Origin of the sequence: Pseudoduganella ginsengisoli, from assembly GCF_009720865.1 — a bacterium.
Classification (GTDB): domain Bacteria; phylum Pseudomonadota; class Gammaproteobacteria; order Burkholderiales; family Burkholderiaceae_D; genus Rugamonas; species Rugamonas ginsengisoli.
Map to the genome: position 1 here is coordinate 92,483 of NZ_WNLA01000014.1, position 26,260 is coordinate 118,742.

General features: G+C 59.6%; 16 protein-coding genes and 4 tRNA genes. 6 read left to right on the plus strand and 14 right to left on the minus strand.

Annotated features, from left to right (window positions below; genetic code table 11):
• The first annotated feature begins 202 nt into the window (after positions 1-202).
• A complete protein-coding gene (locus GM668_RS19420; protein ID WP_155440612.1) occupies positions 203-1,876 on the plus strand; it encodes a tetratricopeptide repeat-containing response regulator in 1,674 nt (557 codons plus the stop codon).
• Positions 1,876-3,513 (plus strand): tetratricopeptide repeat protein, encoded by a 1,638-nt coding sequence (locus GM668_RS19425; RefSeq protein ID WP_155440613.1) that lies wholly within the window; start codon positions 1,876-1,878, stop codon positions 3,511-3,513. Before GM668_RS19420 ends, GM668_RS19425 begins: the two co-directional genes overlap by 1 nt.
• A gap of 15 nt (positions 3,514-3,528) precedes the next feature.
• On the opposite strand, the gene GM668_RS19430 is transcribed toward GM668_RS19425, so the two are convergent.
• A complete protein-coding gene (locus tag GM668_RS19430; RefSeq protein ID WP_155440614.1) occupies positions 3,529-7,131 on the minus strand; it encodes a hydantoinase B/oxoprolinase family protein in 3,603 nt (1,200 codons plus the stop codon).
• 118 nt (positions 7,132-7,249) lie between these two features.
• Between GM668_RS19430 and GM668_RS19435 the strand changes: the two genes are divergently transcribed.
• A complete protein-coding gene (locus GM668_RS19435; RefSeq protein ID WP_155440615.1) occupies positions 7,250-8,764 on the plus strand; it encodes an NAD(P)H-hydrate dehydratase in 1,515 nt (504 codons plus the stop codon).
• Between the two features lie 20 nt (positions 8,765-8,784).
• On the opposite strand, the gene GM668_RS19440 is transcribed toward GM668_RS19435, so the two are convergent.
• The gene (locus tag GM668_RS19440) at positions 8,785-9,492 is read right to left on the minus strand and encodes an ABC transporter ATP-binding protein (protein WP_229499558.1); all 708 of its coding nucleotides are present in this window, start codon (positions 9,490-9,492) and stop codon (positions 8,785-8,787) included.
• On the opposite strand from GM668_RS19440, the gene GM668_RS19445 reads away from it, so the two are divergent.
• Together GM668_RS19445 and mnmH are read left to right on the plus strand one after the other, a co-directional pair.
• Complete coding sequence (locus GM668_RS19445) at positions 9,491-10,138, plus strand: arylesterase (protein ID WP_229499560.1); 648 nt, start codon at positions 9,491-9,493, stop codon at positions 10,136-10,138. The genes GM668_RS19440 and GM668_RS19445 overlap by 2 nt on opposite strands.
• Before the next feature lie 7 nt (positions 10,139-10,145).
• Entirely contained in the window at positions 10,146-11,201 is a 1,056-nt protein-coding gene (mnmH, locus tag GM668_RS19450) for a tRNA 2-selenouridine(34) synthase MnmH (RefSeq protein ID WP_155440617.1), read from the plus strand.
• 331 nt (positions 11,202-11,532) lie between these two features.
• Here the strand turns inward: mnmH and GM668_RS19455 are convergent, their stop codons facing one another.
• From GM668_RS19455 to GM668_RS19510, 12 genes are all read right to left on the minus strand, one after another.
• Positions 11,533-13,470, minus strand: a complete 1,938-nt coding sequence (locus GM668_RS19455) for a SurA N-terminal domain-containing protein (RefSeq protein ID WP_155440618.1) — start codon at positions 13,468-13,470, stop codon at positions 11,533-11,535.
• A 170-nt stretch (positions 13,471-13,640) separates the two neighbouring features.
• Positions 13,641-13,717, minus strand: a tRNA-Asp gene (locus tag GM668_RS19460).
• Positions 13,718-13,745: 28 nt separating this feature from the next.
• Positions 13,746-13,822 (minus strand) — tRNA-Asp (locus GM668_RS19465).
• Positions 13,823-13,854: 32 nt separating this feature from the next.
• Positions 13,855-13,930: transfer RNA gene (locus GM668_RS19470), tRNA-Val, on the minus strand.
• Positions 13,931-13,983: 53 nt separating this feature from the next.
• On the minus strand, positions 13,984-14,256 hold the full coding sequence (locus tag GM668_RS19475; RefSeq protein ID WP_170305716.1) for an HU family DNA-binding protein: 273 nt from the start codon (positions 14,254-14,256) through the stop codon (positions 13,984-13,986).
• 199 nt (positions 14,257-14,455) lie between these two features.
• Entirely contained in the window at positions 14,456-16,867 is a 2,412-nt protein-coding gene (lon, locus tag GM668_RS19480; RefSeq protein ID WP_155440619.1) for an endopeptidase La, read from the minus strand.
• Between the two features lie 289 nt (positions 16,868-17,156).
• Positions 17,157-18,425: an ATP-dependent Clp protease ATP-binding subunit ClpX gene (gene clpX, locus GM668_RS19485; protein ID WP_155440620.1), complete on the minus strand. Its 1,269-nt coding sequence runs from the start codon at positions 18,423-18,425 to the stop codon at positions 17,157-17,159.
• A gap of 164 nt (positions 18,426-18,589) precedes the next feature.
• Positions 18,590-19,207, minus strand: coding sequence for an ATP-dependent Clp endopeptidase proteolytic subunit ClpP (gene clpP, locus GM668_RS19490; protein WP_155440684.1), 618 nt, complete (start codon positions 19,205-19,207; stop codon positions 18,590-18,592).
• 70 nt (positions 19,208-19,277) lie between these two features.
• Positions 19,278-20,618 carry a trigger factor gene (gene tig, locus GM668_RS19495; protein WP_155440621.1) on the minus strand — a complete coding sequence of 447 codons (1,341 nt, stop codon included), beginning with the start codon at positions 20,616-20,618 and terminating at the stop codon, positions 19,278-19,280.
• Positions 20,619-20,651: 33 nt separating this feature from the next.
• Positions 20,652-20,738 (minus strand) — tRNA-Leu (locus tag GM668_RS19500).
• 203 nt (positions 20,739-20,941) lie between these two features.
• Positions 20,942-24,031, minus strand: a complete 3,090-nt coding sequence (locus GM668_RS19505) for an efflux RND transporter permease subunit (RefSeq protein WP_155440622.1) — start codon at positions 24,029-24,031, stop codon at positions 20,942-20,944.
• Positions 24,028-25,146 carry an efflux RND transporter periplasmic adaptor subunit gene (locus GM668_RS19510; RefSeq protein ID WP_155440685.1) on the minus strand — a complete coding sequence of 373 codons (1,119 nt, stop codon included), beginning with the start codon at positions 25,144-25,146 and terminating at the stop codon, positions 24,028-24,030. Before GM668_RS19510 ends, GM668_RS19505 begins: the two co-directional genes overlap by 4 nt.
• Positions 25,147-25,354: 208 nt before the next feature.
• Here GM668_RS19510 and hpnC point away from each other — a divergent pair, with 208 nt between their 5' ends.
• Positions 25,355-26,209, plus strand: a complete 855-nt coding sequence (gene hpnC, locus GM668_RS19515) for a squalene synthase HpnC (protein WP_155440623.1) — start codon at positions 25,355-25,357, stop codon at positions 26,207-26,209.
• Positions 26,210-26,260: the final 51 nt, after the last annotated feature.

Sequence of the window (26,260 nt, forward strand, 5' to 3'; positions counted from 1 at the left end):
GTGACAGCCTGCTCACAAAATTGCTTGCCTGACACACTACAGTGCCCCCAAAGCAACATTTTTTGCGGCTCTTGCCCTAAAGTCCGGCTCAGCTGTGCCGAAAAACCAGCAAGCCCGCCTTTTTTGCCTATCCTTAGAGTATGCTGGAGCAAAGTTTCCTGATGCCCGCCCGCAACTAAAGCCAGGCCACTGAGAGAAAACTATGCCAGACTATAGCAATTTGTCGATCCTGATCGTCGACCCCAACCAGGGCATGCGCGCCAGTCTGCACAACATGCTGAGCATGCTGTACATCACCAAGGTGGACGATGCCGTCAGCGCCGGCACAGCCATCCGCCAGCTCAGCAAGAAGTCTTACGACGTCATTCTCTGCGAATATGACCTGGGGAATGGCTCCGGCGATTCCGGCCAGGACGGGCAGCAACTACTGGAAGACTTGCGCAACAATAAAGTCATCGCGCAGTGGACCATCTTCATCATGCTGACGTCTGAAGGCGTATATGGCCGGGTGATTGGTGCGGCGGAATTGCTGCCCACCGACTACATCCTCAAACCCTTCACGGTGGAAACGCTGTCGCAGCGTTTCGGCCGAGCGCTGGAGCGGCGCGCGGTATTCCTGCCTGTCTACCAGCAAATCGGCCAGGGCAAAGTCAAGGAAGCCGTGGCGGCCTGCGCAGCGGCTGAAATTGCCCAGCCCCGCTACGCCGCGGACTTCGCGCGGCTACGGGCGGAATTGCTGCAATCGATGGGGCAAATTGCAGCGGCCGAGCTGGCTTACGCGTCTGTGCTGCAAACCAAGCAAATCGGCTGGGCCCAACTGGGACAGGCTCGCTGCATGCACTTATTGAAGCGCCATACGGAAGCGCAAGCGGCGCTGGAAGCGCTGATCGCGTCCAATCCGAAATTCATGGCAGCCTATGATTTGCTGTCCAAGGTGCACCGCGCCCAGGGCCATGATGAAGCAGCCAAGCACGTGCTGCAGGACGCCATCGCGATTTCCCCGCACATGGTGGGCCGCCTGCGCAACCTCGGCGAAGTGGCGCTGGCCACCGGCGACGTGGAAGGCGCGGAAAAAGCGTATAAGCAAGTGGTGGCCAAGGCCAAATATTCCGAATTCCGCGATCCGGAAGACCATTTGAACCTGGTGCGCACCCTGGTGACCAAGGGCGACGCCAATGGCGCGGCCGGCGTCGTGCGTGATATGGAACGGTCGCTGCGCGCCGGCCCGAATGTCGAAGTGTGCCGCGCCTTCTCTTCGGCGCTGGTGCAGGAAATGAATGGCAATGCAGAAGGCGCCGTTGCTGAATTGACCACGGCGCTGGCGGCGCTGAGCGAAGCGCGCGTGTCCAACAATTTAAAACTGGGGCTGGCGCAGTCGCTGATGTCGAACCAGATGGACGAGCAGGCCAACACGCTGTTTTCCGCCCTGACGGCGGACGCCACCAGCGGCATCACGGATGCGCAAGTGGTGGCGCTGTGTGAAAAAGCCGGACGCACGGACCTGGCCGACCGTTATGGCAAGAAGGTCGATTCCGAAGTGGACCAGATGGTGCGCAAGGCGGCGGAAAAATCCCGTTCCGGCGACCTCAAAGGCGCCGTGGCCGTTATGCAGGAAGCCCTGCGGCGCCGTCCCGACAATACCGGCTTGTGGACGGTGGCCGTCACCGCCATGCTGCGCCAGATCACTGACATGGGCTGGGATGGGCCGCTGGCCGCCCAGGCAGCCGGCCTGTTGAAGCGCATCCGCGAAGATAACCCGAACCACCCGCTGCTGGCAGGCTTGATTGCCCAATACCAGGCGGCCCGCCAGAAGTACAATGTCGCTCCCCCGGCTACGGCAGCGCCGCCGCAGCCAGCCCATGTTGAAAGCCGCTGATGCAGGATTACTCAGAATTATCCGTTTTATTGATTGACCCCAGCCAACCCATGCGCACGAACTTGCGTGGCATGTTGAACCAGGCTGGCATTGTCCGTATTGAAGATGCGCTGTCGGCGGGTACTGCCATCCGCCAGATCAGCAAGAAGCAATACGACATCATCCTGTGCGAGTACGACTTGTCGGGTGGCGTCGGCGATGGCGGACAAGATGGCCAGCAATTGCTGGAAGACTTGCGCCTGCATAACATCCTGAGCCGCTGGTCAATCTTTTTCATGCTGACGTCCGAAGGGGCGTACAGCAAGGTGGTCAGCGCTGCCGAATTGGCGCCCAACGATTACATTTTGAAGCCATTCACGCTGGAAATCCTGCTGCAGCGGATTTCACGCGCCATTGGCCGCCGCACCGCCTTCACGCCGGTTTACCAATTGCTGGACCAGGGCCTGGTGCGCGAAGCCATTGCCGCCACCCGCGCCGGTGAAAGCACGCATCCGCGCATGGCCACGGAATTTTCCCGCTTGCGCGCAGAACTGCATTTTGGATTGGGCGAGCTGTCGGAAGCGGAACTGATTTATCACACCATCCTGGCCGGCCGTCCGATAGGATGGGCGCACCTGGGCCTGGCGCGCTGCCAGCATGACACGGGACGCTTTGACGAAGCGGTGCTGACACTGGATAAATTGATCGCGCAAAATCCGAAATTCATGGCGGCCTACGATTTATTGGCGCGCACCCATGAAGCATTGGGGCAGCCTGCACAAGCCAAGCGCGTGCTGGAAGAAGCCGTGGCGATTTCTCCGCACATGGTGCACCGTTTGCGGCACCTGGGCACGGTGGCTTATGACGCGGGCGATCCTGCCGTGTCGGAAAAAGCGTTCAAGCAGGTTGTGGCCAAGGCCAAGTATTCGGAATTCCGCGATCCGGAAGACCATGTGAACCTGGTCAAAGCGCTGCTCAAGAAAGGCGATTCCAGCCAGGCGGGCGGCGTGATCCGCGACCTGGAGCGTTCGATGCGGGGCAATGACAACCTGGAAGCGTGCCGTGCAATCTCCTCTGCCCTGCTGATGGAAAGCATGGGCAATGGCAATGCGGCGATTTCTGAATTGAACGCTGCCGTCGCAGCCGTCTATGGCGCGCGCGGCTTATCCCGCCGTATCCGGCTAGGGCTGGTCGACTCGTGCCTGCAATACAAGCTCGATAAAGACGCGGCCGGCGTCGTGATTGGCATGATGAATGACGATGACAATGCGCTGTCGCTGGAAGATGCGGTGGGCGTGTTTGAAAAAGCAGGCCGCCACGACCTGGCGCGCGGCGTCGGCGAAACCGTCAACCTGCAAGTGGGCGAATTGCTGGACAGCGCGGCCAACCAGATGGAACAGGGCGACCACAAGTCCGCTGTCTACACCCTCAGCCTGGCGCTGCGCAAGGCGCCCAACAATCTGCCCGTGCTGTACGCCACCGTCAGCGCCATGGTGCGCCAGCTCGATGAATTGGGCTGGGAAGCCGCTACCGGCGAGCAGGCCGGCGTGCTGCTGCAGCGGCTGGGGCGGATGGATGGCGAGAATGAAGAGTTTGACCGGCTGGTGCAAATGTATTCGGGTACGCAGCGCAAGTACGGGATTTCCACCACGGCTTGAACGCTCCGTAGGGCCTCACACCTTGCCGAAGCCGCCTCCTCCCGGCGTTTCAACCACGAACACGTCCCCGGCCGCCATCTCGGTCTTGCCGATATGGCCCAGCGTTTCAATGGAGCCATCGGCACGCAGCACGTAATTGCGTCCTTTATCCCCATCCCCGCCGCCGGCCATGCCAAATGGCGCATAGAGGCGGTTATTGGACAGGATGGCCGCCGTCATCGGCTCCAGGAAGCGCATTTTGCGCACCCCGCCATTGCCGCCCTTCCACTTGCCCGCTCCGCCGGAACCCGCACGGATTTCATAGCTGTCCAGGCGTACAGGGAAACGGAATTCCAGCACTTCCGGGTCCGTCAGCCGCGAGTTCGTCATGTTGGTCTGCACCACCGACGTCCCGTCAAACCCTTCACCGGCGCCGGAGCCGCCGCTGATGGTTTCGTAATACTGGTAGCGCGCATTGCCAAACGTGAAATTGTTCATCGTGCCCTGCGACGCCGCCAGCACGCCCAGCGCGCCATACAGCGCATTGGTAATGCACGTCGACGTTTCCACGTTGCCCGACACCACCGACGCCGGGTAATGGGGATTCAACATGGAGCCCGGTGGAATGATGACCTTCAACGGTTTCAGGCAGCCCGCATTCAGTGGGATATCGTCATCGACCAGGGTACGGAACACATACAGCACGGCCGCCATGCACACGGCCGACGGCGCATTGAAGTTGTTGTCCAGCTGGGCCGACGTGCCGGTAAAGTCGATTTCCGCACTGCGGCTTGCACGGTCCACCCGCACGGCGACCTGGATGTGCGCGCCATTATCGAGCGGCAAAGTAAAGTGTCCGTCATGCAGCGCACTGATCACGCGGCGCACTGCCTCTTCCGCGTTATCCTGCACGTGGCGCATGTAGGCTTGCACAACGTCGAGCCCGAAGTGCGCCACCATCTTGCGCAATTCATCGACACCCTTCTGGTTGGCTGCAATCTGCGCACGGAAATCCGCCATGTTCTGGTCGGGATTGCGGGCCGGCCAGCGCGCACCGGCCAGCAACGCGCGCGCTTCCGCGTCGCGCAAGCGGCCTCCTTCCGCACCATCGACCAGCTTGAAGTTATTGATCAACACCCCTTCATCTTCAATACTGCGCGAATCCGGCGGCATGGAACCGGGCGTAGTGCCGCCGATATCCGCATGGTGGCCGCGTGAACCCACGTAGAACAGGATGGACTGCCCCGCTTCGTCAAACACCGGCGTAATCACTGTCACATCCGGCAAGTGCGTGCCGCCGTTGTAAGGGTCATTGAGCATGTACACGTCGCCTGGCGCCATCTTGCCCGCGTTTTCACGCATGACCGTCTTGATGCTCTCGCCCATGGAACCCAGGTGCACCGGCATGTGCGGCGCATTGGCGATCAAATTGCCGTCCGCGTCAAAGATCGCACAGGAAAAGTCCAGGCGCTCCTTGATGTTGACGGAATATGCCGTGTTTTGCAGCCGCAAGCCCATTTGCTCGGCAATCGACATGAACAGGTTGTTGAACACTTCCAGCATGACAGGATCGGCCGTCGTGCCAATTGCGCGCCGGTCCGGCAGCGGTAGTACGCGGCGCAGCACCAGATGGTCCTGTGGCGTAACTTGCGCCTGCCAGCCCGGCTCCACCACCGTCGTCGCATTGGCTTCCGCAATAATTGCCGGGCCATCGATGATGTCGCCGATGCGCGTATCGTCGCGGCGGAATAGCGGCGCATCGTGCCACTTCCCTGCGCCATACATGCGCACCACGCTATGCGCGCGCAAACCGCCTTCGCGTACGCCTTGTACCGGTGCAGCCGGCGCTGGCGCATCCGATGCCCCAACGGCTTCCACCGAGACAGCTTCAACGATCAGCGCCTTATGCGGCATCAGGAACGAGAAGCGCTTGCGGTAGGCCGCCTCAAATTGCGCCTTCATGCCGTCGGGCGTATCGAACAGCACGATCAATGCGGAATCCGTGCCTTCATACCGTAAATGCACACGGTCAATCAACGTAATGCGGTCATCGCCGACGCCCTGGCTCAGCAATTCTCCGCGCGCTTCCACTCCCAGTGCGTCGAAACGCGCGCGCAGTTGCGCTTCCACTCCGTCGTCCATGCGGATTTCCAGCGCCTGTTCGCGCATGGCTGTCTGGTCGGCCAGGCCCATACCGTAAGCCGACAGCACGCCGGCCAGCGAATGTATGAATACGGTCTTCATGCCCAGCGCATCGGCCACCAGGCACGCATGCTGGCCGCCGGCGCCGCCAAAGCTGGTCAGCGTATATTCCGTCACATCATGGCCGCGCTGCACGGAAATCTGCTTGATGGCGTTGGCCATGTTGCCGACCGCAATTTCAATAAAGCCCGCCGCCACTTCGTCGGCGCCTATCGGCTTGCCGGTGGCGGCGCGGATTTCGCGGGCCAATTGCGAAAAACGCTGCTTGACCACATCGCGGTCCAGCATTTGCCTGCCGTCCGCGCCAAACAGTTTCGGGAAGTGCTCAGGCTGGATCTTGCCCAGCATGACATTACAGTCCGTAACAGCCAGCGGGCCGCCGCGGCGGTAACTGGCTGGTCCCGGATTGGCGCCCGCGCTGTCCGGACCGACGCGGAACCGGCTGCCGTCGAAGTGCAGGATGGAGCCGCCGCCCGCCGCCACCGTGTGGATGCTCATCATGGGGGCGCGCATGCGCACGCCGGCCACCTGCGTTTCAAATACCCGTTCAAATTCGCCCGAATAATGGGACACGTCGGTCGACGTGCCGCCCATGTCGAAGCCAATGATTTTTTCAAAGCCCGCCAAACGGCTGGCGCGCACCATGCCGACAATGCCGCCGGCCGGGCCGCTCAAAATCGAATCCTTGCCCTGGAATGCGCGCGCATCCGTCAAGCCGCCATTGGACTGCATGAATTGCAGGTTCACACCCGGCAGTTCACTGGCCACCTGGTCGACATAGCGGCGCAGGATAGGCGACAGATACGCATCGACCACCGTGGTATCGCCACGCGCCACCAGCTTCATCATGGGGCTGACGAGGTGCGACACAGAGATTTGCGTGTAGCCGATTTCCCGCGCAATGTCCGCCACGCGGGCTTCATGTGCGCTGTAGCGGTAGCCATGCATGAACGCGATCGCCAGCGAGCGCATGCCGCTGTCATACGCTGCCTGCAAGCCGGCGCGGGCACTGCCTTCATCCAGCGGCGTCACGACTTCACCATGCGCGTCCATGCGCTCATCGATTTCCACCACGCGGGAATACAGCAATTCCGGCAGCACGATATGGCGCTCGAACAGGCGCGGACGGTTTTGGTAGGCGATGCGCAATGCATCGCGGAAGCCGCGCGTAATGGCCAGCACGGTCGGCTCGCCTTTACGCTCCAGCAGCGCATTGGTGGCGACTGTCGTGCCCATTTTGACGGCTTCGATGCGGCCGGGCGGCACCGGCTGTCCGCTGGCTACACCCAGCAAGTGGCGGATGCCGGCAATGGCGGCGTCGCGGTACTGTTCAGGATTCTCGGACAACAGCTTGTGGGTACGCAGTTTGCCGTCCGGCATGCGAGCGACTATGTCGGTAAACGTGCCGCCGCGGTCAATCCAGAATTGCCAATCCATGAGCTCCCCTACGGAATGTTGAGGCGCCTATTGTAGTGCGCCTGCACAGCGGTCCGCCATGTAAATTTGGCGTTAAAATGAGACACTCTCACACAGGAAACCACCAGGAAACCAATCGATGAATCCACTGTATTCCGTGGCTGAAATCCGCAGCATCGAACATGCTGCGGCGCAGCGTTTGCCGGCCGGGGCGCTGATGCAGCGTGCCGGCCAGGCGGCGGCCAATGCGGCGCTGGATATGCTGCCTTTCTCCACCAGCCGCGCCAAAGTGCTGGTGCTGGCAGGCCCGGGAAACAATGGCGGCGATGCGCTGGAAGTGGCGGCCCACCTGGCGTTTGCCGGCGCACAAGTGTCAGTGCAGCAATTCGGCTGCGAAGAAGCCGGCGGCCATTGCAGCCCGGAGCGCGAAGCAGCGCTGCAGCGCGCGCGTGGCAGCAAGGCGAAGTTTGAGCGCATCGCGCCGCAATCGCTTGCAGAGCAGGACTGGAATCTCGTCATCGATGGCCTGTTCGGCATCGGCCTGACCCGCCCGATCGAAGGCGAGAAGCGCGCCCTGGTGGAAGCCGTCAATGCCTTGCCGTGCAACCGTTTTGCGCTCGATGTTCCCAGCGGGCTCGATGCGGATACCGGCGCCATTGTGGGCCCGGATGGCGTGGCGATACAGGCGACGCACACCATTACCTATATTGGCGACAAGACGGGCCTGTACACGTGCGCAGGACGCGACTATGCGGGCGATGTCCAGCTGGCGCGGCTCGACATCGATCCGGCCTTGTATCCTTCTACGCACTGCCATTTGAATGACGTCAAGTTCTTTGCGCGCCACCTGAAAAAACGCCGCCACAATACGCACAAAGGCAGCTATGGCAATGTCGCCGTGGTGGGCGGCGCGCCTGGCATGGGCGGCGCCATTACGCTGGCCGCGCGCGCCGCGCTGTTGACGGGCGCGGGCCGCGTGTATGCTTACCATATCGATGTCCCGCCGGCGTACGACAGCACCCAGCCTGAATTGATGCTGCGGCGCGCGCAGGATTTTGCCATCGAAGGCGCCGTCATTGTGGCCGGCCCTGGCCTGGGTGCACTGGACGATAGCCGCGCTGCGCTGGCCAAATCTGTGCATAGCAGCGGACCGTTGCTGCTTGACGCGGACGCGCTGAATTTGCTGTCACAGGACAGTGCACTACAGGCCACGGTGGCTGAACGTTCGGCGCCGACCGTGATGACGCCGCATCCATTGGAAGCGGCAAGGCTGCTGGGTATCACATCGGACGCGGTGCAGCGCAACCGGCCCGGCGCGGCGCGCGATCTGGCGGCGCGCCTGAACGCGATAGTGGTGCTGAAAGGTTCCGGCACCGTGCTGGCCAAACCGGATGGGCATACGGTAGTCAATACGACGGGTAATCCTGCTTTGGCAACGGCGGGAACCGGCGACGTGCTGGCAGGCTTGTGCGGCAGTTTATTGGCGCAGGGCTGGCCGGCGTGGGAAGCTGCATTATCGGCAGTGTGGCTGCACGGGATGGCGGCGGACGTGCTGGTGACGGAGGGCCTTGGGCCGATCGGTGTCACGGCCAGTGAATTGATACCGGCAATCCGCACCGCACTGAACCGCATGGTGCAGATGCATGGGCGCTGAGGCAAATCGGGCGCGCGGCCTTATGTCAAGCGCCCTGCGGCAATCGTCAACGCCCTTCCACACCGCGCCGCCACCGCGGGATCATGCGTGACCAGCACCAGCGTCGATCCCTTTTCGCGGTTCAACTCAAACATCAGTCCAATCACCGCTTCACCGGTTGCCGCATCAAGGCTGCCAGTCGGCTCATCGGCAAACAGCAGCGGTGGTTCGCCGACAAAGGCGCGCGCTAATGCAACACGCTGCTGCTCGCCACCGGACAGGAATTTCGGATAGTGCCGCAATCTCGACGACAAACCCACGCGCGCCAGCATGGCTTGCGCTTTCGGCCTGGCGGCCGGATCGCCCGCCAGTTCCAGCGGCAGCATGACATTTTCCAGCGCCGTCAAATGCGCCAGCAGCTGGAAATTCTGGAACACGAACCCCAGCTTGGCTTTGCGCAGCGCGGCGCGGCCGTCTTCATCGAGTGCATAGATATCGCAACCGTCGAGCAGGACACGGCCGGAAGTGGGCGTATCCAGCCCGGCCAACAAACCCAGCAGCGTGGACTTGCCGCTGCCGGAAGCCCCGACAATGGCGACCGTTTCACCACGTTGCACGGTAAAATCCACGCTATGCAATATGGTCAGTGCCCCGCTGGCGTCGGACACGGTTTTACCGAGGCCGGTCACTTCGATGGCGATGCGGCTGCTGGTTTGTGAACCCCTTATCGAATTGGAAAAGTCAGGCATGTTGGAAAGTATTCGTCGTGTGAGCCGCCGGGTATGGCTGCCGCTGTTTGCCGTGCTGTGCCTGGGCATGGCCCCGAGCGCTTATTCTGCACCAAAAAAAGTACTGGTGGTGGGCGATAGCCTGTCTGCCGAATATGGTTTGGCCGCAGGTACCGGCTGGGTGGCGCTGCTGGCCGACAAGGTCAAGCAGCAAAAGCTGGAAGCGGACATTGTCAACGCCAGCGTCAGTGGCGAAACCACCAGCGGCGGCCGCACGCGCTTGCCGGCCCTGTTAAAGAAGCACCAGCCGGACATCGTGGTGATTGAACTGGGCGCCAATGACGGCTTGCGCGGCTTGCCCGTCGCTGCAGCGGAGTCGAATTTGCGCGCCATGGTGGAACAGGCGCGCGGCGCCGGCGCCAAGGTGCTGCTGGTCGGCATGCGCATGCCGCCGAATTATGGCCGCGACTATGCGGATAAATTCTTTGCCATGTTTGGTATGCTGAGCCACGACGTCAAAGCGCCGCTGGCGCCATTCATGCTCGAAGGTGTGGCCGACAAAACCGACTTATTCCAGGCCGACCGCCTGCATCCCTTGGCCAAGGCGCATCCCATCATCCTGGCGAATATCTGGCCCCATTTGCAACCGCTGTTAAAGGCGAAATAAGATTTTCATGAAATATCCCGAGTTATTGAAATTTGAAGACATCGTTGCGCGGCTGGACGAATTCGACACGATTATTGACGCGCGCAGCCCGTCGGAATATGCGTTGGACCATTTGCCCAACGCGATCAATTGCCCGGTGCTCGACGATGCGGAACGCGTGCTGGTCGGCACGACTTATAAGCAGGTCGGGGCGTTTGAAGCAAAGAAGATAGGCGCGGCCATTGTGGCGCGCAACATCAGCAAGCACCTTGAGGCGCTGTGGCAGGACAAGCCGCGTGAATGGCGCCCGCTGGTTTACTGCTGGCGTGGCGGCAACCGCAGCGGTTCGATGGCGCACATCCTTGCAAAGGTCGGGTGGCCGGTGGTGCAGCTCGATGGCGGCTACAAGGAATACCGGCATTATGTGGCTGCCGCACTGGAACAGGCGCCGCAACTGGATTTCCGCGTCGTGTGCGGGACCACGGGCAGCGGGAAAAGCCGCTTGCTGCAGACGCTGGAAGCCGTCGGCGCGCAAGTCCTGGACCTGGAACAGCTGGCGGCGCATCGCGGTTCCGTTCTGGGCCGCCTCCCCAGCCATCCGCAGCCGACGCAAAAAATGTTTGAAAGCGCCGTGTGGGACCGCTTGCGGCGCTTTGACCCTGCCCGTCCTGTCTTTGTGGAGTCGGAAAGCAAAAAGGTGGGCGAATTGCGCGTACCGGCTGCGCTGATCGAGCGCATGCGCGCATCGAGCTGCATCTCTCTGCAATTGTCTCGCCCTCACCGCGTGCAATTGCTGATGGAAGATTATGCGCACTTCACACAGGATGCGGGCGCCTTGAATGAACAGCTGGGTTACCTGACCAGCCTGCACGGCAAGGAAAAGATCGCGGCGTGGCAGGCGCTGGCCAATGACGGCCGTATGGCGGAGCTGGTCGACGCCCTGCTGGCAGAGCACTACGACCCAGCCTACCTGCGCTCGATCCACCGCAACTTTCCGCAACTGGCGCAAGGGCAAGTACTGGACTTGCCAGGTATCGCCCCAGAAGACTTCCGCGCCGCGGCCCTGTCGCTGCATACCGCTTAACGCAAAACCGTGGGGTCAGACGTGCATTGATGCGGATCCCCCGTGGGGTCAGACGTGCATTCGTGCATACTTTCGCACCCCAGCAGCCCGCCCGCACTGGCAGCACGCAGCGGATCCGCCGCTCGTCAGCGTGACCGGGTCGCAAACTCCCCGGCCGCCGCACCGTCCATTCGCTGTACTGCCTGCCGCCGTGGGCGGAAATGGCGCCTGAATGCATGAATGCACGTCTGACCCCACGGGAAAGACGCACGAATGCACGTCTGACCCCATGGTTTAGGCGCAAAAAAACCGCTGAATCGCTTCAGCGGCTTTCATTTAACGCAGCGTCAACTTAGTTGGCGGTGTCGGTTTTTGCTGGCGCCGTTACGCTGCCCAGCATTTTGACTTTGGCTTTTTGCTTCAGCGCGTCCACGTACATGTACAGTTCTTGTTGCGACAGCATGCCGGAAATCTGCTGTTCTTCTGCCTGGCGTTGCGCCGCGTCTTGCTGGGCAGGCTGCTGCACTTTGCCGATGCGGTACACGCCGTAACCCATGCCTGGAATTTCCACGCCGACGTAAGCCGGCAACTTGGAAACATCGGCCTTCATGATTTCCGCAGCAGCAGCCTGGTTCACGCCATTTGGATTGGCGCGCGACACCAGCTTCGCAGCCGCAAAACCTTCCGCCGAGCCGTTGGCCTTGGCAGCAGCCAGCTTGGCTTCGCCTTCTTTCTTGGCCAGCTTGACCGATTCTTCGATCTGCACGCGCTGGCGGATCATCGGTTCCACGTCAGCCAGCGGACGCTTGGCGGCAGGCTTGTATTCAACGATACGGCCCGATACCAGCGTGCTTGGCGCAACTTCCACGGCTTCCGTATTGCGCTTGTTTTTCAACACATCATCCGAGAACAGCGCCGTCAGGAATTTCGCATTGTTGTAAGGCGCCTGGCCGGCAGCTGGCGACGGCGTGCGGCCTGCCACATCGGCGGTCTTGACTTCCAGCTTCAGCTTGTCCACCACCGGCTTCAGGCTGTCCGCCTGCTCGTACACGGTATTGGTGAACGCTTCCGCCATTTCTGAATACTTCTTGCCAGCCTTCTGGTTCTTCAGTTCAGCAGCAATTTCTTCCTTCACTTCCGCCAGCGGCTTGACCGATTCAGGTTTCAGCGACGTGATGGTCACGATGTGGAAACCAAACTCGGTTTCAATCGGGCCGATGATATCGCCCTGCTTGGCAGCAAAGGCCGCGTCGCCCAGCGATTTCGGCAGCGATGCGCGGTCCAGCACATCCATGTCGCCGCCCTGTGGCGCCGATACCGGATCTTCCGATTTCGCCTTGGCGACCTTCGCGAAGTCCGCCGGCGCCTTTTTCACTTCAGCCAGAATGGCTTCCGCCTTGGCCTTGGCAGCGGCTTTATCCGCAGCGCTGGCGCCTGGCTTCAATGCCACCATGATCTGGCTGGCGCGGCGCTGTTCCGGCGCCGTGTAGCGCTTGGCGTTACCGTTGTAATAGGCGGCGACTTCTTCATCCGACACCGTTACTTGCGACGACACGGCAGCCGCATTGAACACCACGTATTCAATCTTGGCCTGCTCCGGCGTCTCGAACATCTTGCTGTTCTTTTCGTAGAACGCCTTCACCATCTCGTCGGTGACTTTGACCTTGTCCATGAATTGCTGTGCTGGGAATGCCAGTTCCTGCACTTCGCGCTCTTGCGCGCCAAAGTCCGACACCAGCTTGGCCACGGTGTGCGGTACAAAGCCCGTCAGCGCCACGGAGCCGCCCACTTGCTGCGTGGTCTCGCTCTTCATGACCAGTTGCTGGTAGCCTTCCGGCGTCAAGCCTTGCGACTGCGCCAGCACACGGCGGTACACTTCCATATCGATCGAGCCATCCGGCTTGAAGATACCCGGCACGTCCTTGATCGCCTCCAGGATCAGCTTTTGCAGCTTGGCTGGCGACAAGGTCAAATGATTGCGTGCCGCCTCCGCCGTAATGGCGCGCTCAGTAATCAGCTGGTCCAGCACACTCTGGCGGAATTCCGGCGTGTCGAACATCTTTTGATCGAATTGCTGGCCCAGGCGCTGGCGGTACATGTCCAGCTGCTTGCGCTGGGCTTGCTCCCATTCCTGGCGCGTCAGCGCATGGCCATCGATCTTGGCCAGGGTATTGGCGTCATCGCCAAAGCTCTTGTAACCGCTGACACCGACGAGCACAAACGACGGCACGATCAGGATCGCCAAGAGGATCTGCATCAATTTTTGATGCGTGCGTATAAATTCAAACATGGTCCGCCAATGATGTTTTGAGTGAAATGGCAAAGGCGGACCCTGGGTCCGCCCGCGCACGCGATTCTACCGTGTGCGCTCTCTATCGGGCAAGGCAAAACGACAACAATGTCAGAAAGCTAAATAGCAAAAACCCCTGCAACTTTTCAGCTGCAGGGGCTTCGTGTTCTTGGCGGAGTGGACGGGGCTCGAACCCGCGACCCCCGGCGTGACAGGCCGGTATTCTAACCAACTGAACTACCACTCCTGGTTGGCGTGTATGCTTTTCACAGAGCTGGCGGAGCGGACGGGGCTCGAACCCGCGACCCCCGGCGTGACAGGCCGGTATTCTAACCAACTGAACTACCGCTCCAGCTTATGTAGGGATACAACATGCGTTAAACGTGGTGGGCGGTGAGAGGGTCGAACTCCCGACCTAATGCTTGTAAGGCATCCGCTCTACCAACTGAGCTAACCGCCCCCGTTCAACTGCGCGGTGAGCGACACTAGCAACTGCGTGCTCACCGAAGTCCGTTAGTTTACAGCATCCTTCAAAGCTTTACCAGCTTTAAATTTAGGAACTTTAGCAGCATCGATAACGATTTCTTCTTTCGTGCGCGGATTGCGGCCGGTACGGGCTGCGCGCTCGCTCACGGAGAAGGTGCCAAAGCCGACCAGGGTGACGCTGTCGTTCTTGGCCAGGGTGGTGGTTACGCCATCGATCACCGCGTCCAGCGCGCGGGCGGCAGCCGCTTTGGAAATGTCAGCGGATGCAGCGATATGGTCGATCAGTTCAGTCTTGTTCACAAAAGTCCCCGTCACAAAGGTTTATATCATTTATACCGTTTTCAGCCAGCAATGGTGCGGCCTTCCGGTAGCAGAGAAAATCTCAGGCGGTATTAAACAAGCGCGCAAAGGCTTGTGTCAAGGGAAACACTGGCGAAAACACCAGTAAAAATAAAAACAGGCGCCAAATAGGCGCCTGTTTGTGGGCAAATCGGCCCTTTTAGTGCTTCACGACGTCGGACTGGCCGTCAGCCTTGGTCTGGGCCGCCGCCACCGCCTCCACCGCAGGGGTGTCGACGATCGGCTCCGGCTGGCGCTCCAGGGCGACTTCCAGCACCTTGTCGATCCAGCGCACCGGCACGATTTCCAGCTTGTTTTTCACATTGTCTGGAATCTCCGCCAGGTCCTTCACGTTTTGCTCAGGGATCAAGACCGTCTTGATGCCGCCACGGTGCGCCGCCAGCAGTTTTTCTTTCAAACCGCCAATCGGCAACACTTCGCCGCGCAGCGTGATTTCACCCGTCATCGCCACATCGGCGCGCACTGGAATGCCCGTGAACACGGAGACCAATGCCGTCGTCATGCCGATACCGGCCGAAGGACCATCCTTCGGCGTCGCACCTTCCGGCACGTGGATGTGGATATCGCTCTTTTCAAACACTTCAGCCTTGATGCCGAGGCGGTTGGCGCGGCTGCGCACCACGGTGCGCGCTGCTTCGATCGATTCCTTCATCACGTCGCCCAGGGTGCCGGTGCGTATCACGTTGCCCTTGCCCGGCATGGTCACGGCTTCGATGGTCAGCAAATCGCCGCCCACTTCGGTCCATGCCAGACCGACCACCTGGCCCACCTGGTTCTGCTTCTCGGCCACGCCGAAGTCGTAGCGGCGCACGCCCAGGAACTTGTCCAGGTTTTTCGGCGTGACAGCAACCTTCTTCTCGCTCTTCTTCAGCAGCAGCATCTTCACGACCTTGCGGCAGATCTTCGACACTTCGCGTTCCAGCGAACGCACGCCGGCTTCACGGGTGTAGTAGCGGATCACGTCGCGGATTGCCGCTTCCGACACGGTGATTTCACCGTCTTTCAGACCATTGTTCTTGATCTGTTTCGGCAGCAGGTAGCGCTGTGCGATCGACGTTTTTTCATCTTCCGTGTAGCCCGACAGGCGGATCACTTCCATCCGGTCCAGCAGCGCCGGCGGGATGTTGTACGAGTTCGACGTCGCCACGAACATCACGTCCGACAAGTCGAAATCCACTTCGATGTAGTGGTCCGAGAACGTGTGGTTTTGTTCCGGATCCAGCACCTCCAGCAGCGCCGACGATGGATCGCCACGGAAGTCCGCACCCATCTTGTCGATTTCATCGAGCAGGAACAGCGGGTTGCGCACGCCGACTTTCGCCAGCGATTGCAGCACCTTGCCCGGCATCGAACCGATGTAGGTACGGCGGTGGCCGCGGATTTCCGCTTCATCGCGCACGCCGCCCAGCGCCATGCGCACGAACTTGCGGTTCGTTGCGCGGGCAATGGATTGGCCCAGCGACGTTTTACCCACGCCTGGCGGACCCACGAAGCACAGGATCGGCGCCTTCAGCTTGTCGACGCGCTGCTGCACCGCGAGGTATTCCAGGATGCGTTCCTTGACCTTTTCCAGGCCATAGTGATCTTGTTCCAGCGTCTTTTCAGCGTTGGACAAGTCGTTGTTGACCTTGGACTTTTTCTTCCATGGCAGCGACACCAGCGTATCGATGTAGTTGCGCACCACGGTGGCTTCCGCCGACATCGGCGACATCAGCTTGAGCTTTTTCAGCTCGGCGTTGGCTTTGTCCAATGCCTCTTTCGGCATCTTGGCGGCGGCGACTTTCTTTTCCAGCTCGTCCAGGTCCGCGCCATCCTCGCCCTCGCCCAGCTCCTTCTGGATGGCTTTGACCTGCTCGTTCAGATAGTACTCGCGCTGCGACTTTTCCATCTGGCGCTTGACGCGGCCACGGATGCGCTTTTCCACCTGCAGGATATCGAGCTCGCCTTCCAGCTGGCCGAGCAAATGCTCCAGGCGCTTGCCGACGTTGAAGATTTCCAGGATGACTTGTTTCTGTTCCAGCTTCAGCGGCAAGTGTGCGGCCACGGTGTCAGCCAGGCGGCCGGCGTCATCGATGCCGGACAGCGATGCCAGGATTTCCGGCGGAATCTTTTTGTTGAGTTTGACGTATTGATCGAACTGCTGGACGATGGCGCGGCGCATGGCCTCGATTTCCGAATCGTCACCTTCTTCCGAGTCCAACGGGGTAAGGTCGGCCACGAAGTGCGTTGGGGCATCCGTAATCTTGCGGATGCGTGCACGCTGCGCGCCTTCAACCAGCACCTTGACGGTGCCATCAGGCAGCTTCAGCATTTGAAGAATATTGGCCACGCAACCGATTTCATAAATGTCGGATGCCGAAGGCTCGTCCTTGGCAGCGGCTTTCTGTGCAGCGAGCATAATGCTCTTGCCCTGTTCCATAGCCGCTTCCAGCGCTTTGATCGACTTTGGGCGACCCACGAACAGCGGTATCACCATATGCGGGAACACAACGACGTCCCGCAGCGGCAATAACGGCAGCTGAGTTTGCTCAGTTAATTTGGAAGTTGTCATGGCGTACCTTATGTGAAAGCGTGTACCTGATGATGGCGGTGTTTTGCCAGATCACAAGACCCGCAGGCAATAAATAATTCACGAAGAAAAAATGTTATTACTGCGGCTTGTTTTGATGCTGCCCTGCTTTAAAAATAAGCAAACTAATTAACCCAAATAAAAAAGCCACACACGTCTATACAGGCGCGGTGGCTTTTCGGATGAAGCCTGCTTATTGGTTTTAATTTTACCGCCTTGCCTCACGGATGCAAAACTTATTTTGCTTCCGTGTGCAGGTGTTTATATACCCTTAATTTTCGCCGGACGCTTTTGCCGATTCCTGATAAATCAACAAGGGCTTTGCACCGCTGGTGATGGTATTTTCATCAATCACCACTTTGCTGACATTGGATTCATTTGGCAATTCATACATTACGTCCAGCAATGCATGTTCCAGAATCGAACGCAGGCCACGGGCGCCGGTTTTACGGGCCAGGGCTTTTTTGGCAATCGCGTGCAGTGCGGCCGAACGGATTTCCAGTTCCGCGCCTTCCATTTCCAGCAGCTTCGAATATTGCTTGACCAACGCATTCTTCGGTTCCACGAGAATCTGGATCAGCGCCTCTTCCGTCAATTCCGACAGCGTCGCCACCACCGGCAAACGGCCGACCAGTTCAGGGATCAGGCCAAACTTGATCAAATCTTCCGGTTCCGCTTCCATCAGCAAATCGCTGGCGGCGCGCTGTTCCTTGCTCTTCACTTCCGCCGAGAAGCCGATGCCGGATTTTTCCGAACGGTTCGAAATGATCTTCGCCAGGCCGTCAAATGCGCCACCGCAAATGAACATGATGTTGGTCGTGTCGATTTGCACGAAGTCCTGGTTCGGGTGCTTGCGGCCGCCTTGTGGCGGCACGGAAGCCATCGTGCCTTCGATCAGTTTCAGCAGCGCCTGCTGCACGCCTTCGCCCGACACGTCGCGCGTAATCGACGGGTTATCGGACTTGCGGGAAATCTTGTCGATCTCATCGATGTAGACGATGCCGCGTTGCGCCTTTTCCACGTCGTAGTTGCAGCTCTGCAACAGTTTCTGGATGATATTCTCGACGTCCTCACCCACATAACCGGCTTCGGTCAGCGTGGTGGCGTCGGCAATCACGAACGGCACGTTCAGCATGCGCGCCAGCGTTTGCGCCAGCAGCGTCTTGCCCGAACCCGTCGGGCCGACCAGCAGGATGTTGGACTTCGCCAGCTCGACGTCATCCTTCTTGCCCAGGTGTTTCAGGCGCTTGTAGTGGTTGTAGACCGCGACCGACAGGATGCGCTTGGCAGTCTGCTGGCCGATCACGTACTGGTCCAGCAAGTCCTTGATTTCATGGGGAGTCGGCAAGTCGGACTTGGCGCCCGCCACCGATTCAATGCTGGCCGTTTCATCGCGAATAATGTCATTGCACAAGTCGATGCATTCGTCGCAAATGAAGACGGATGGGCCGGCGATCAGCTTCTTCACCTCGTGCTGGCTTTTACCGCAAAACGAGCAATACAGAAGTTTTTCGCCGCTGGAGGATTTTTTCTCGGACATGGGACTTGTTTATGTAGTTACAAGATAGGTGCGCCTGTGTGTTACGTAGTGCAGAGCGTACAGGACACATGCTACCTGAAATAAAAAAGAAACGCCCGAACCATATGAGTTTCGGGCGTCGCTTTGCTGCTAAAAACGCATCAGATATGGCATCAACGATGCGATCAACCGCGGCTGGTCAGCACTTTGTCGATCAAGCCGTATTCGGCTGCCTCTTCCGCGGACAGGAAACGGTCACGGTCGGTATCCTTGGCGATCTGTTCGACCGTCTGGCCCGTGCGCTCCGCCATGATTTGATTCAGGCGGTGGCGCAAGTACAGGATTTCCTTGGCCTGGATTTCAATGTCCGACGCCATGCCCTGCGAACCGCCGGATGGCTGGTGAATCATGATGCGCGAATTTGGCAGCGAGAAACGCTTGCCTTTTTCGCCAGCCGCCAGCAGGAAGGCGCCCATCGATGCGGCCAGGCCGGTGCACAGCGTGGAGACGTTGGGCTTGATGAACTGCATCGTGTCATAAATTGCCAGGCCCGCAGACACGGAACCGCCCGGCGAATTGATGTAGAGCGAGATATCCTTGTCCGGGTTTTCGCTTTCCAGGAACAGCAGCTGGGCCACGATCAGGTTGGCCATCTGGTCATTGACCGGGCCAACCAGGAAGATCACGCGCTCTTTCAGCAAACGCGAGTAGATATCGTACGAACGCTCGCCGCGGCCGCTTTGTTCAATCACCATCGGCACCAGGCCGAGCATTTCAGTGTCGAGTGCCGGATTACGGTTCATCATTCAATGTTTTCCTTGTGAAGCAGCCGGCGCCCTGCCCTCTTTCAAAGGCCGGACGCCTGACGCTGGATTACGCTTGCGCGTTGCTTCCCATCAATTCGTCAAAGGCAACTTCCTTCGACGTATTTTTCGACAGGCCCAAAACGAAGTTAACGACGTTTTCTTCCAATACAAGGGCTTCAACTTCAGCAATGCGGCGGCGATCGCTGTAGTAGTACTTCAGCACTTCACGTGGATCTTCGTACGATTGTGCGAAGTCTTCGATTTGTGCTTTGACTTGCTCAGGCTCGGCTTGCAGGTTGTTTTGTGCAACCAGCGCGTTCAGGATCAGGCCCAGGCGTACGCGCTGTTCTGCTTTTTCCTTGAACAGTTCTGGCGGGAATGGCACGTCTTTCACGTTCATGCCGCGTTGCGCCATGTCTTGACGGGTCATTTCAGCCAGACGCTGCGTGTCTTGCTCGATCAGCGCGTTCGGCACTTCCAGGGTAGCGGTTTTCACCAGCGCCTGCATCACGGCTTCCTTGTTGCGTGCTTTCACACGGCCGCGCACTTCACGCTCCAGGTTGACCTTGATGTCTTCGCGCATTTTAGCCAGGTCGCCATCCGCCACGCCCAGCGATTTGGCGAATTCAGCGTCGACTTCCGGCAAGTGCGCCCATTCCAGCTTTTTCAGCGTGATGGTGAATTGCGCGGTTTTGCCGGCCACGTCTTTGCCATGGTAGTCTTCTGGGAAGGCCAGGTCGAACGTCTTGGATTCGCCCACTTTCAGGCCAACGGTAGCGGCTTCGAATTCTGGCAGCATGCGGCCTTCACCCAGCACGAACACGAAGTCGTCAGCTTTGCCGCCGGCAAATTCAACGCCGTCGATCGAACCAACGAAGTCTACGGTCACGCGGTCGCCGTTGGCAGCGATGGCTTCGCCGCCGTCGCCGTGTTCGCCGGCTTCGCCTTTGGTGTGGAAGTGCACGCGCTGTTTGCGCAGGATTTCGATGGTCTTGTCGATTTCAACGTCGGTGACTTCGGCTTTGACGGTCTCGATTTCCACGGTGGTCAGGTCACCGATTTCCACTTCCGGATACACTTCGAAGGTGGCGTCGAACGACAGCGTGCCTTCTGGCGCGTCGTTCTTAGGTTCGATACGTGGGAAGCCTGCCACGCGCAGTTGATTTTCGTTGGCGGCATCGTTGAATGCGCGGCCGACTTTATCGTTCAGCACTTCGGTTTCGATTTGGTAACCGTATTGTGCTGCGACCATTTTCAGGGGCACTTTGCCAGGACGGAAGCCTGGTGCTTTAGCCGATTTGGCTTGCACTTTCAGGCGCTTCTCCACTTCCGTGCGGACGTCGGTCAGCGGGAAGGAGATCGTGATACGACGTTCGAGTTTGCCCAGGTTTTCGACTGCAGTTGCCATGTAAAAATCGTCCAAAAAATGTAAAGAATACTGTGGTGCGAGGAGGGGGACTCGAACCCCCACACCATTGCTGGCGTCAGGACCTAAACCTGGTGCGTCTACCAATTTCGCCATCCTCGCGGCGTATTTGTACAAAAGCAAAGGGCGACCCGACTTTCTATTGAAAACGGGGTCACCCTTACCCCGTCAAAACGGGGGCTTTCAACTTCAACGCGGTATTTTACTGTTTTTGCCGGAATGTGGAAGGGCTTTTTTAGCTTTACCACAACATTTACACAGCAATTGCTTGAAAATTTTTCCGGATATGCATTCCTCAATGGCCATCAAGTCTTGTGCACCGGTTTTTTAACCCGGAACCATGCCGCATACAGCGCCGGCAAGAACAGCAACGTCAATGCCGTGGCAAGAATCAGCCCGCCCATAATCGCCACTGCCATCGGCCCCCAGAAGACTGAGCGCGACAACGGAATCATGGCCAGCGCCGCGGCTGCCGCCGTCAAGACAATCGGACGGCAGCGCCGCACCGCCGCCTCGACCACGGCATCCCACGGTTCGACACCCTGGGCAATATCCTGTTCGATCTGGTCCACGAGAATCACGGAATTGCGGATGATCATGCCGAACAGCGCAATCACGCCCAGGTTGGCCACGAAGCCCAGCGGCCGGTCCATGATCAGCAGTGCGCCGGCCGCACCGGCAATCCCCAGCGGCCCCGTCAGGAACACCATCAGCGACCGTTTAAAGCTGTGCAGCTGCAGCATCAGCAGCGTGAAGATAATGAACACGGCCAGCGGCAAGTTGGCGGCAATCGACGCTTCAGCAGCGCCTGTATCGGCTGCCGCCCCTTTGACGGTGATACGGTAGCCGGCCGGCATGCGTTTTTTCAACTCTTCCAGCTTGGGCATGATTTGCCCGGACACGGTCGGCCCCTGAATGCCATCAACCACGTCGGACTGCACGGTAATGGCCCATTCCCTGCCCTCGCGCCACACGACGCCCGGTTCCCACGTGAAATGCACGCGCGCCACCTGGCTGATGGGAATCGAGCGGCCGGACGCGGTCGGCAAGTTGGTATCTTGCAGCGCCTGCATTGTGGCGCGCTCATCCACGGGCTGGCGCGCCACGATGTCAATCAGGCGATTGCCTTCGCGGAACTGGCCGATGGTCGTGCCGGACAGAATCGTATTCGCGGAGCGCATCACGGTTTGCGTGGTGATGCCCAGCGCCCGCATCTTGTCCTGGTCCAGGTCCAGGCGCCACGCCTTGATCGACTCATTCCAGTTATCGTTGACGCCGACCGTATTCGGGTTGGCGCGCATGATGTCCTTGACGTCGTCCGCCAGCGCCCGCACTTGCGCGACTTCCGGACCGGACACCCGGAACATCACCGGGTATGGCACCGGCGGGCCATTTGGCAACAGCTTGACGCGGCCGCGCACTTCCGGGAAATCCGTCTTGAACAGCGCAGTGATTTTCTTGCGGATCGCTTCGCGCGCTTTTAAATCTTTGGCCAGCACCACCATTTGCGATACGTTCGACTGCGGGAAAATCTGGTCCAGCGGCAAATAGAAACGGGGACTGCCCGTGCCGACGTAGCTGGTGATGCTGGCCACGCCGTCATATTTACCCACGATGCCTTCAAATTTCTTGACCAGCCCTTCATTCAACTGGAACGACGACCCTTCCGGCGTCCACATTTCCACCATCAATTCCGGCCGGCTGGAATCCGGGAAGAATTGCTTTTCAATGAATTTAAAGCCATAAATACCCAGCGCAAAAATGCCCAGGGTGGCGGCAATCGTCACCATGCGCCACTCGACGCACCAGTTCACCAGCTTGCGGAATTTGCGGTAGCCGGGCGTGTCGAACAATTCATGGTGGCCATCCGCATGCGGCTGCACGCGCAACAGCACGTAGCCGATATACGGCGTGAAAATCACGGCGACAAACCAGGAAATCACGAGCGCCAGCGCATTGACGGAAAACAGCGTGAACGTATATTCGCCCGCCATGGATTTGGCCAGCCCGATCGGCAGGAAGCCCGCCACGGTAATCAACGTTCCCGTCAGCATCGGCATGGCCGTCGACGTGTAGGCGGCAATGGCGGCGTCAAAGCGCGAGTGCCCTTCTTCCATTTTGCGCACCATCATTTCCACGGCAATGATGGCGTCATCGACCAACAACCCCAGCGCAATGATCAGCGCACCCAGCGAAATCTTGTGCAAGTCGATGTCGAGGATGTGCATGAACAGGAACGTCACGGCCAGCACCAGCGGGATGGTCAGCGCCACCACCAGGCCGGGGCGCGCATCGAGCCGCAGCTTGGGTTTGCTGTGCAGGCCCAGCGACAGGAAGCTGACGGCCAGCACGATCAGGATGGCTTCCACCAGCGTGTGGACGAATTCACCGACGGACGCCGACACGGCGGCAGGCTGGTTGGCCACGCGCTCCAGGTTAATGCCGACCGGCAGCTTGCCGCGCATTTCCTCCGCGGCAATTTCCATCGCCTTGCCCATCTTGATGATGTTGCCGCCCTTTTCCATCGACACGGCCAAGCCGATGACTTCCTTGCCGTTGTAGCGCATCTTGTCTTGCGGCGGATCCTGGTAAGCGCGCTCGATGGTGGCGAAATCGCCCAGGCGGAATGTCGTGCCATTGGCATGCAATTCCATCCTTTCCAGGTCTTTGACAGTTTTCAGCGCGCCGGACACGCGCACTTGCAGGTTTTCCAGCGGCGTCACCAGCACGCCGGCTGATTCCACCGTGTTTTGCGCGGCAATCTGGCCGACAATGGCTTCAAACGGCAGGCCCAAGGTGGCGAACTTTTTGTGGGAAAAGATAATGTTGATCTTTTCATCCTGCACGCCCAGCAAGTCGACTTTCGCCACTTGCGGCACGGCCAGCAGGCGCTGGCGCACAAAGTCTGCGTAATCCTTCAGCTCCGCATACGTAAAACCATCGGCCGACAGCGCAAAGATGGAACCGAACGTATCACCGAACTCATCGTTGAAGAACGGGCCCAGCACGCCTTGCGGCAACGTATACCGGATATCGCCCAGCTTCTTGCGCACCTGGTACCAGGCGGCCGGCGTATCCTTGGCGGGCGCTGATTCGCGCAGGCGCAAGATGATCGTGGTTTCGCCCGGCTTCGAATAGCTGCTGATTTCATCGATGTATGGCGTTTCCTGCAGCTTTTTTTCCAGCTTGTCGGTGACTTGCTCGGCCATTTGCAGCGCCGTCGCCCCTGGCCAGATGGCGCGCACCACCATGCCGCGGAACGTGAATGGCGGGTCTTCGTCCTGGCCCAGGTTGGTATAACTGAGCATGCCGCCGATCAGCAGCACGGCCATCAGGTAGCGGGTCAGCGGAATATGCTCCAGCGCCCACCGGGAAAGGTTAAAGCCGCCTTTCATTTGGCGGCTCCGCTGGCGGAGGCGCTGGCGGCGGCTTTAGCCGGCGCGGCGGGCGGCGCTTTTTCACCGCCCAGTATCGTGACTTTCTGCCCTGGCTTGAGCTGGTTGACTCCGGCCGTGACCACCACCTGCCCCGGTTTCAAGCCGCCTTTCAGTACCATTTCATTGCCGGACACGCCGCCGGGCTGGACCGGCACCAGGCGCACCGTACCGTTTTCCACCACCCACACGGACGTGGCGCCGCGCTCATAGAACAGGGCCGACAGCGGCACGTGGATCAGCGCTTCCGGCGTTTTCGACGCAAACGCCACGTACGCCGTCATGCCCAGTTTCGCGTCCGGCAAGCTGTCAGGAATCGTCACCTTGAACGGATACGTGCGCGTGACGGGGTCGGCCGCAGGCGACACTTCGCGCACCTTGCCTTGCGCGACCTGGTCAGGATGGGCCCACAGGCGCACGCGCACGTCGGACACGCCGCGCAATGCATCGACCTTGTCTTCCGGCACGCCGATGACGATTTCTTTTTCGCCCGATTTCGCCAGTTGCACGACGGGCGTGCCGGGCGCGACGACCGTGCCGACGTCCGCATTCACGGCTGTCACGACACCGTCGACGTCGGCCACCAATGTTGTATACGCCGCCTGGTTGGCCTGCCCCTTCAGCGCTGCGCGCGCCGCATCCACGTTGGCTTGCGCTGCCTTGAACGCCACATCCTTGCTGTCGCGCAAGGTCTGGCTGACATAGTTTTGCGCCATCAGCTCTTGATAGCGCTTCAGTTCCGCCTTGGCGAAATCACGCTGCGTCTCCGCCGCCCGCAGCGCCGCTTGCGCCTGGGCTTCCGCCAGCTGCAAATCCTGCGGATCCAGGCGCATCAGCGGCTGGCCCTTCTTGACCACGGCCCCGGCATCAACCAGCCGCGCGACGATTTTGCCGCCCACTCGGAACCCCAGGCGCGATTCCACGCGGGCCCGCACGTCGCCGGCAAATTCCGACAGCAAATCAATATCGCTGGCGCGCACTTGCTGCGCGCGCACCGGGCGGATGTCTTCGGATTTTTCTTCCGTTTGATGGCAGCCGGCCAGCGCCAGCGCGGCGGCAACGCTGGCTGCGAGCATGGTCAAACGGGATGCGGGGCGGAGGGAATGCAGTGGAGACACGGTGTTGTCCTTTATTGTATTGCCGGGGCCGCCGATGCCTTCATTGCAGCATTGTCGTCCAGGCACTATGATGCCGGTCAAGAGAATGACTTTCCGTCAATCAAAAATTATATGCCTAGTCGTTCCGAATGCAAATGACTTTCGCGTCATTTAGTTGTTAGCCTCTATGCCAGTCGACCATTACGAGAATTTTCCCGTTGCTTCCATCCTGCTGCCCCGCCGCCTCGTGCCGGCAGTGGAAGCCATTTATGCCTTTGCCCGCAGCGCCGATGACTTGGCCGATGAAGGCGACGCGACGCCTGACGAAAGGCTGGCCGCACTGGCGCTGTATGAACAGCAATTGCAGCGCATTGCCCGCAATGACGCGGGATTGCCGCCGATGTTCGAGCGGCTGGCCGGCGTCATCCGCGATCACCAGCTGCCGATGGCGCCTTTCCACGACTTGCTGTCGGCCTTCCAGCAAGACGTCGTCGTGCAGCGCTACCGCACTTACGGCGACTTGCTGGATTACTGCGCCCGCTCCGCCAATCCTGTCGGCTTGCTGATGCTGTCGCTGTATAAAGAAGCCAGTGACGACAATGTACGGGACTCGGACGCGATTTGTTCCGCCCTGCAAATCATTAATTTCCTGCAAGACGTCGCCATAGACTTGCACAAGGAGCGGATTTATTTGCCGCTGGAAGATTTGACGCGCTTTGCTGTATCGCCCGCGCAACTGGGGCACACGGACGGCCAGGCCAAATGGCGCAATTTAATGAAATTCGAAGTGGCGCGGGTGCGGGAATTGATGTTAACCGGCGCCCCGCTGGCGCTGCGCCTGCCGGGACGCATCGGTTTCGAATTGCGCATGGTGGTGCAAGGCGGCTTGCGCATCCTGGAAGCCATAGAAGAAGTCGATTATGACGTGTTCCGCCACCGTCCGAAGCTGGGCAAAATGGACTGGCTGAAAGTGATGTGGCGTGCATTGACCATGCGCAGGCAGTTGAAAAAGCTCGCAATAGCGGCGCATCGCTTAGAATAGCGGCTTTTTTGAGATCACTGGGTGCCGGGCCTTCAGGCCGGGCATCCACAA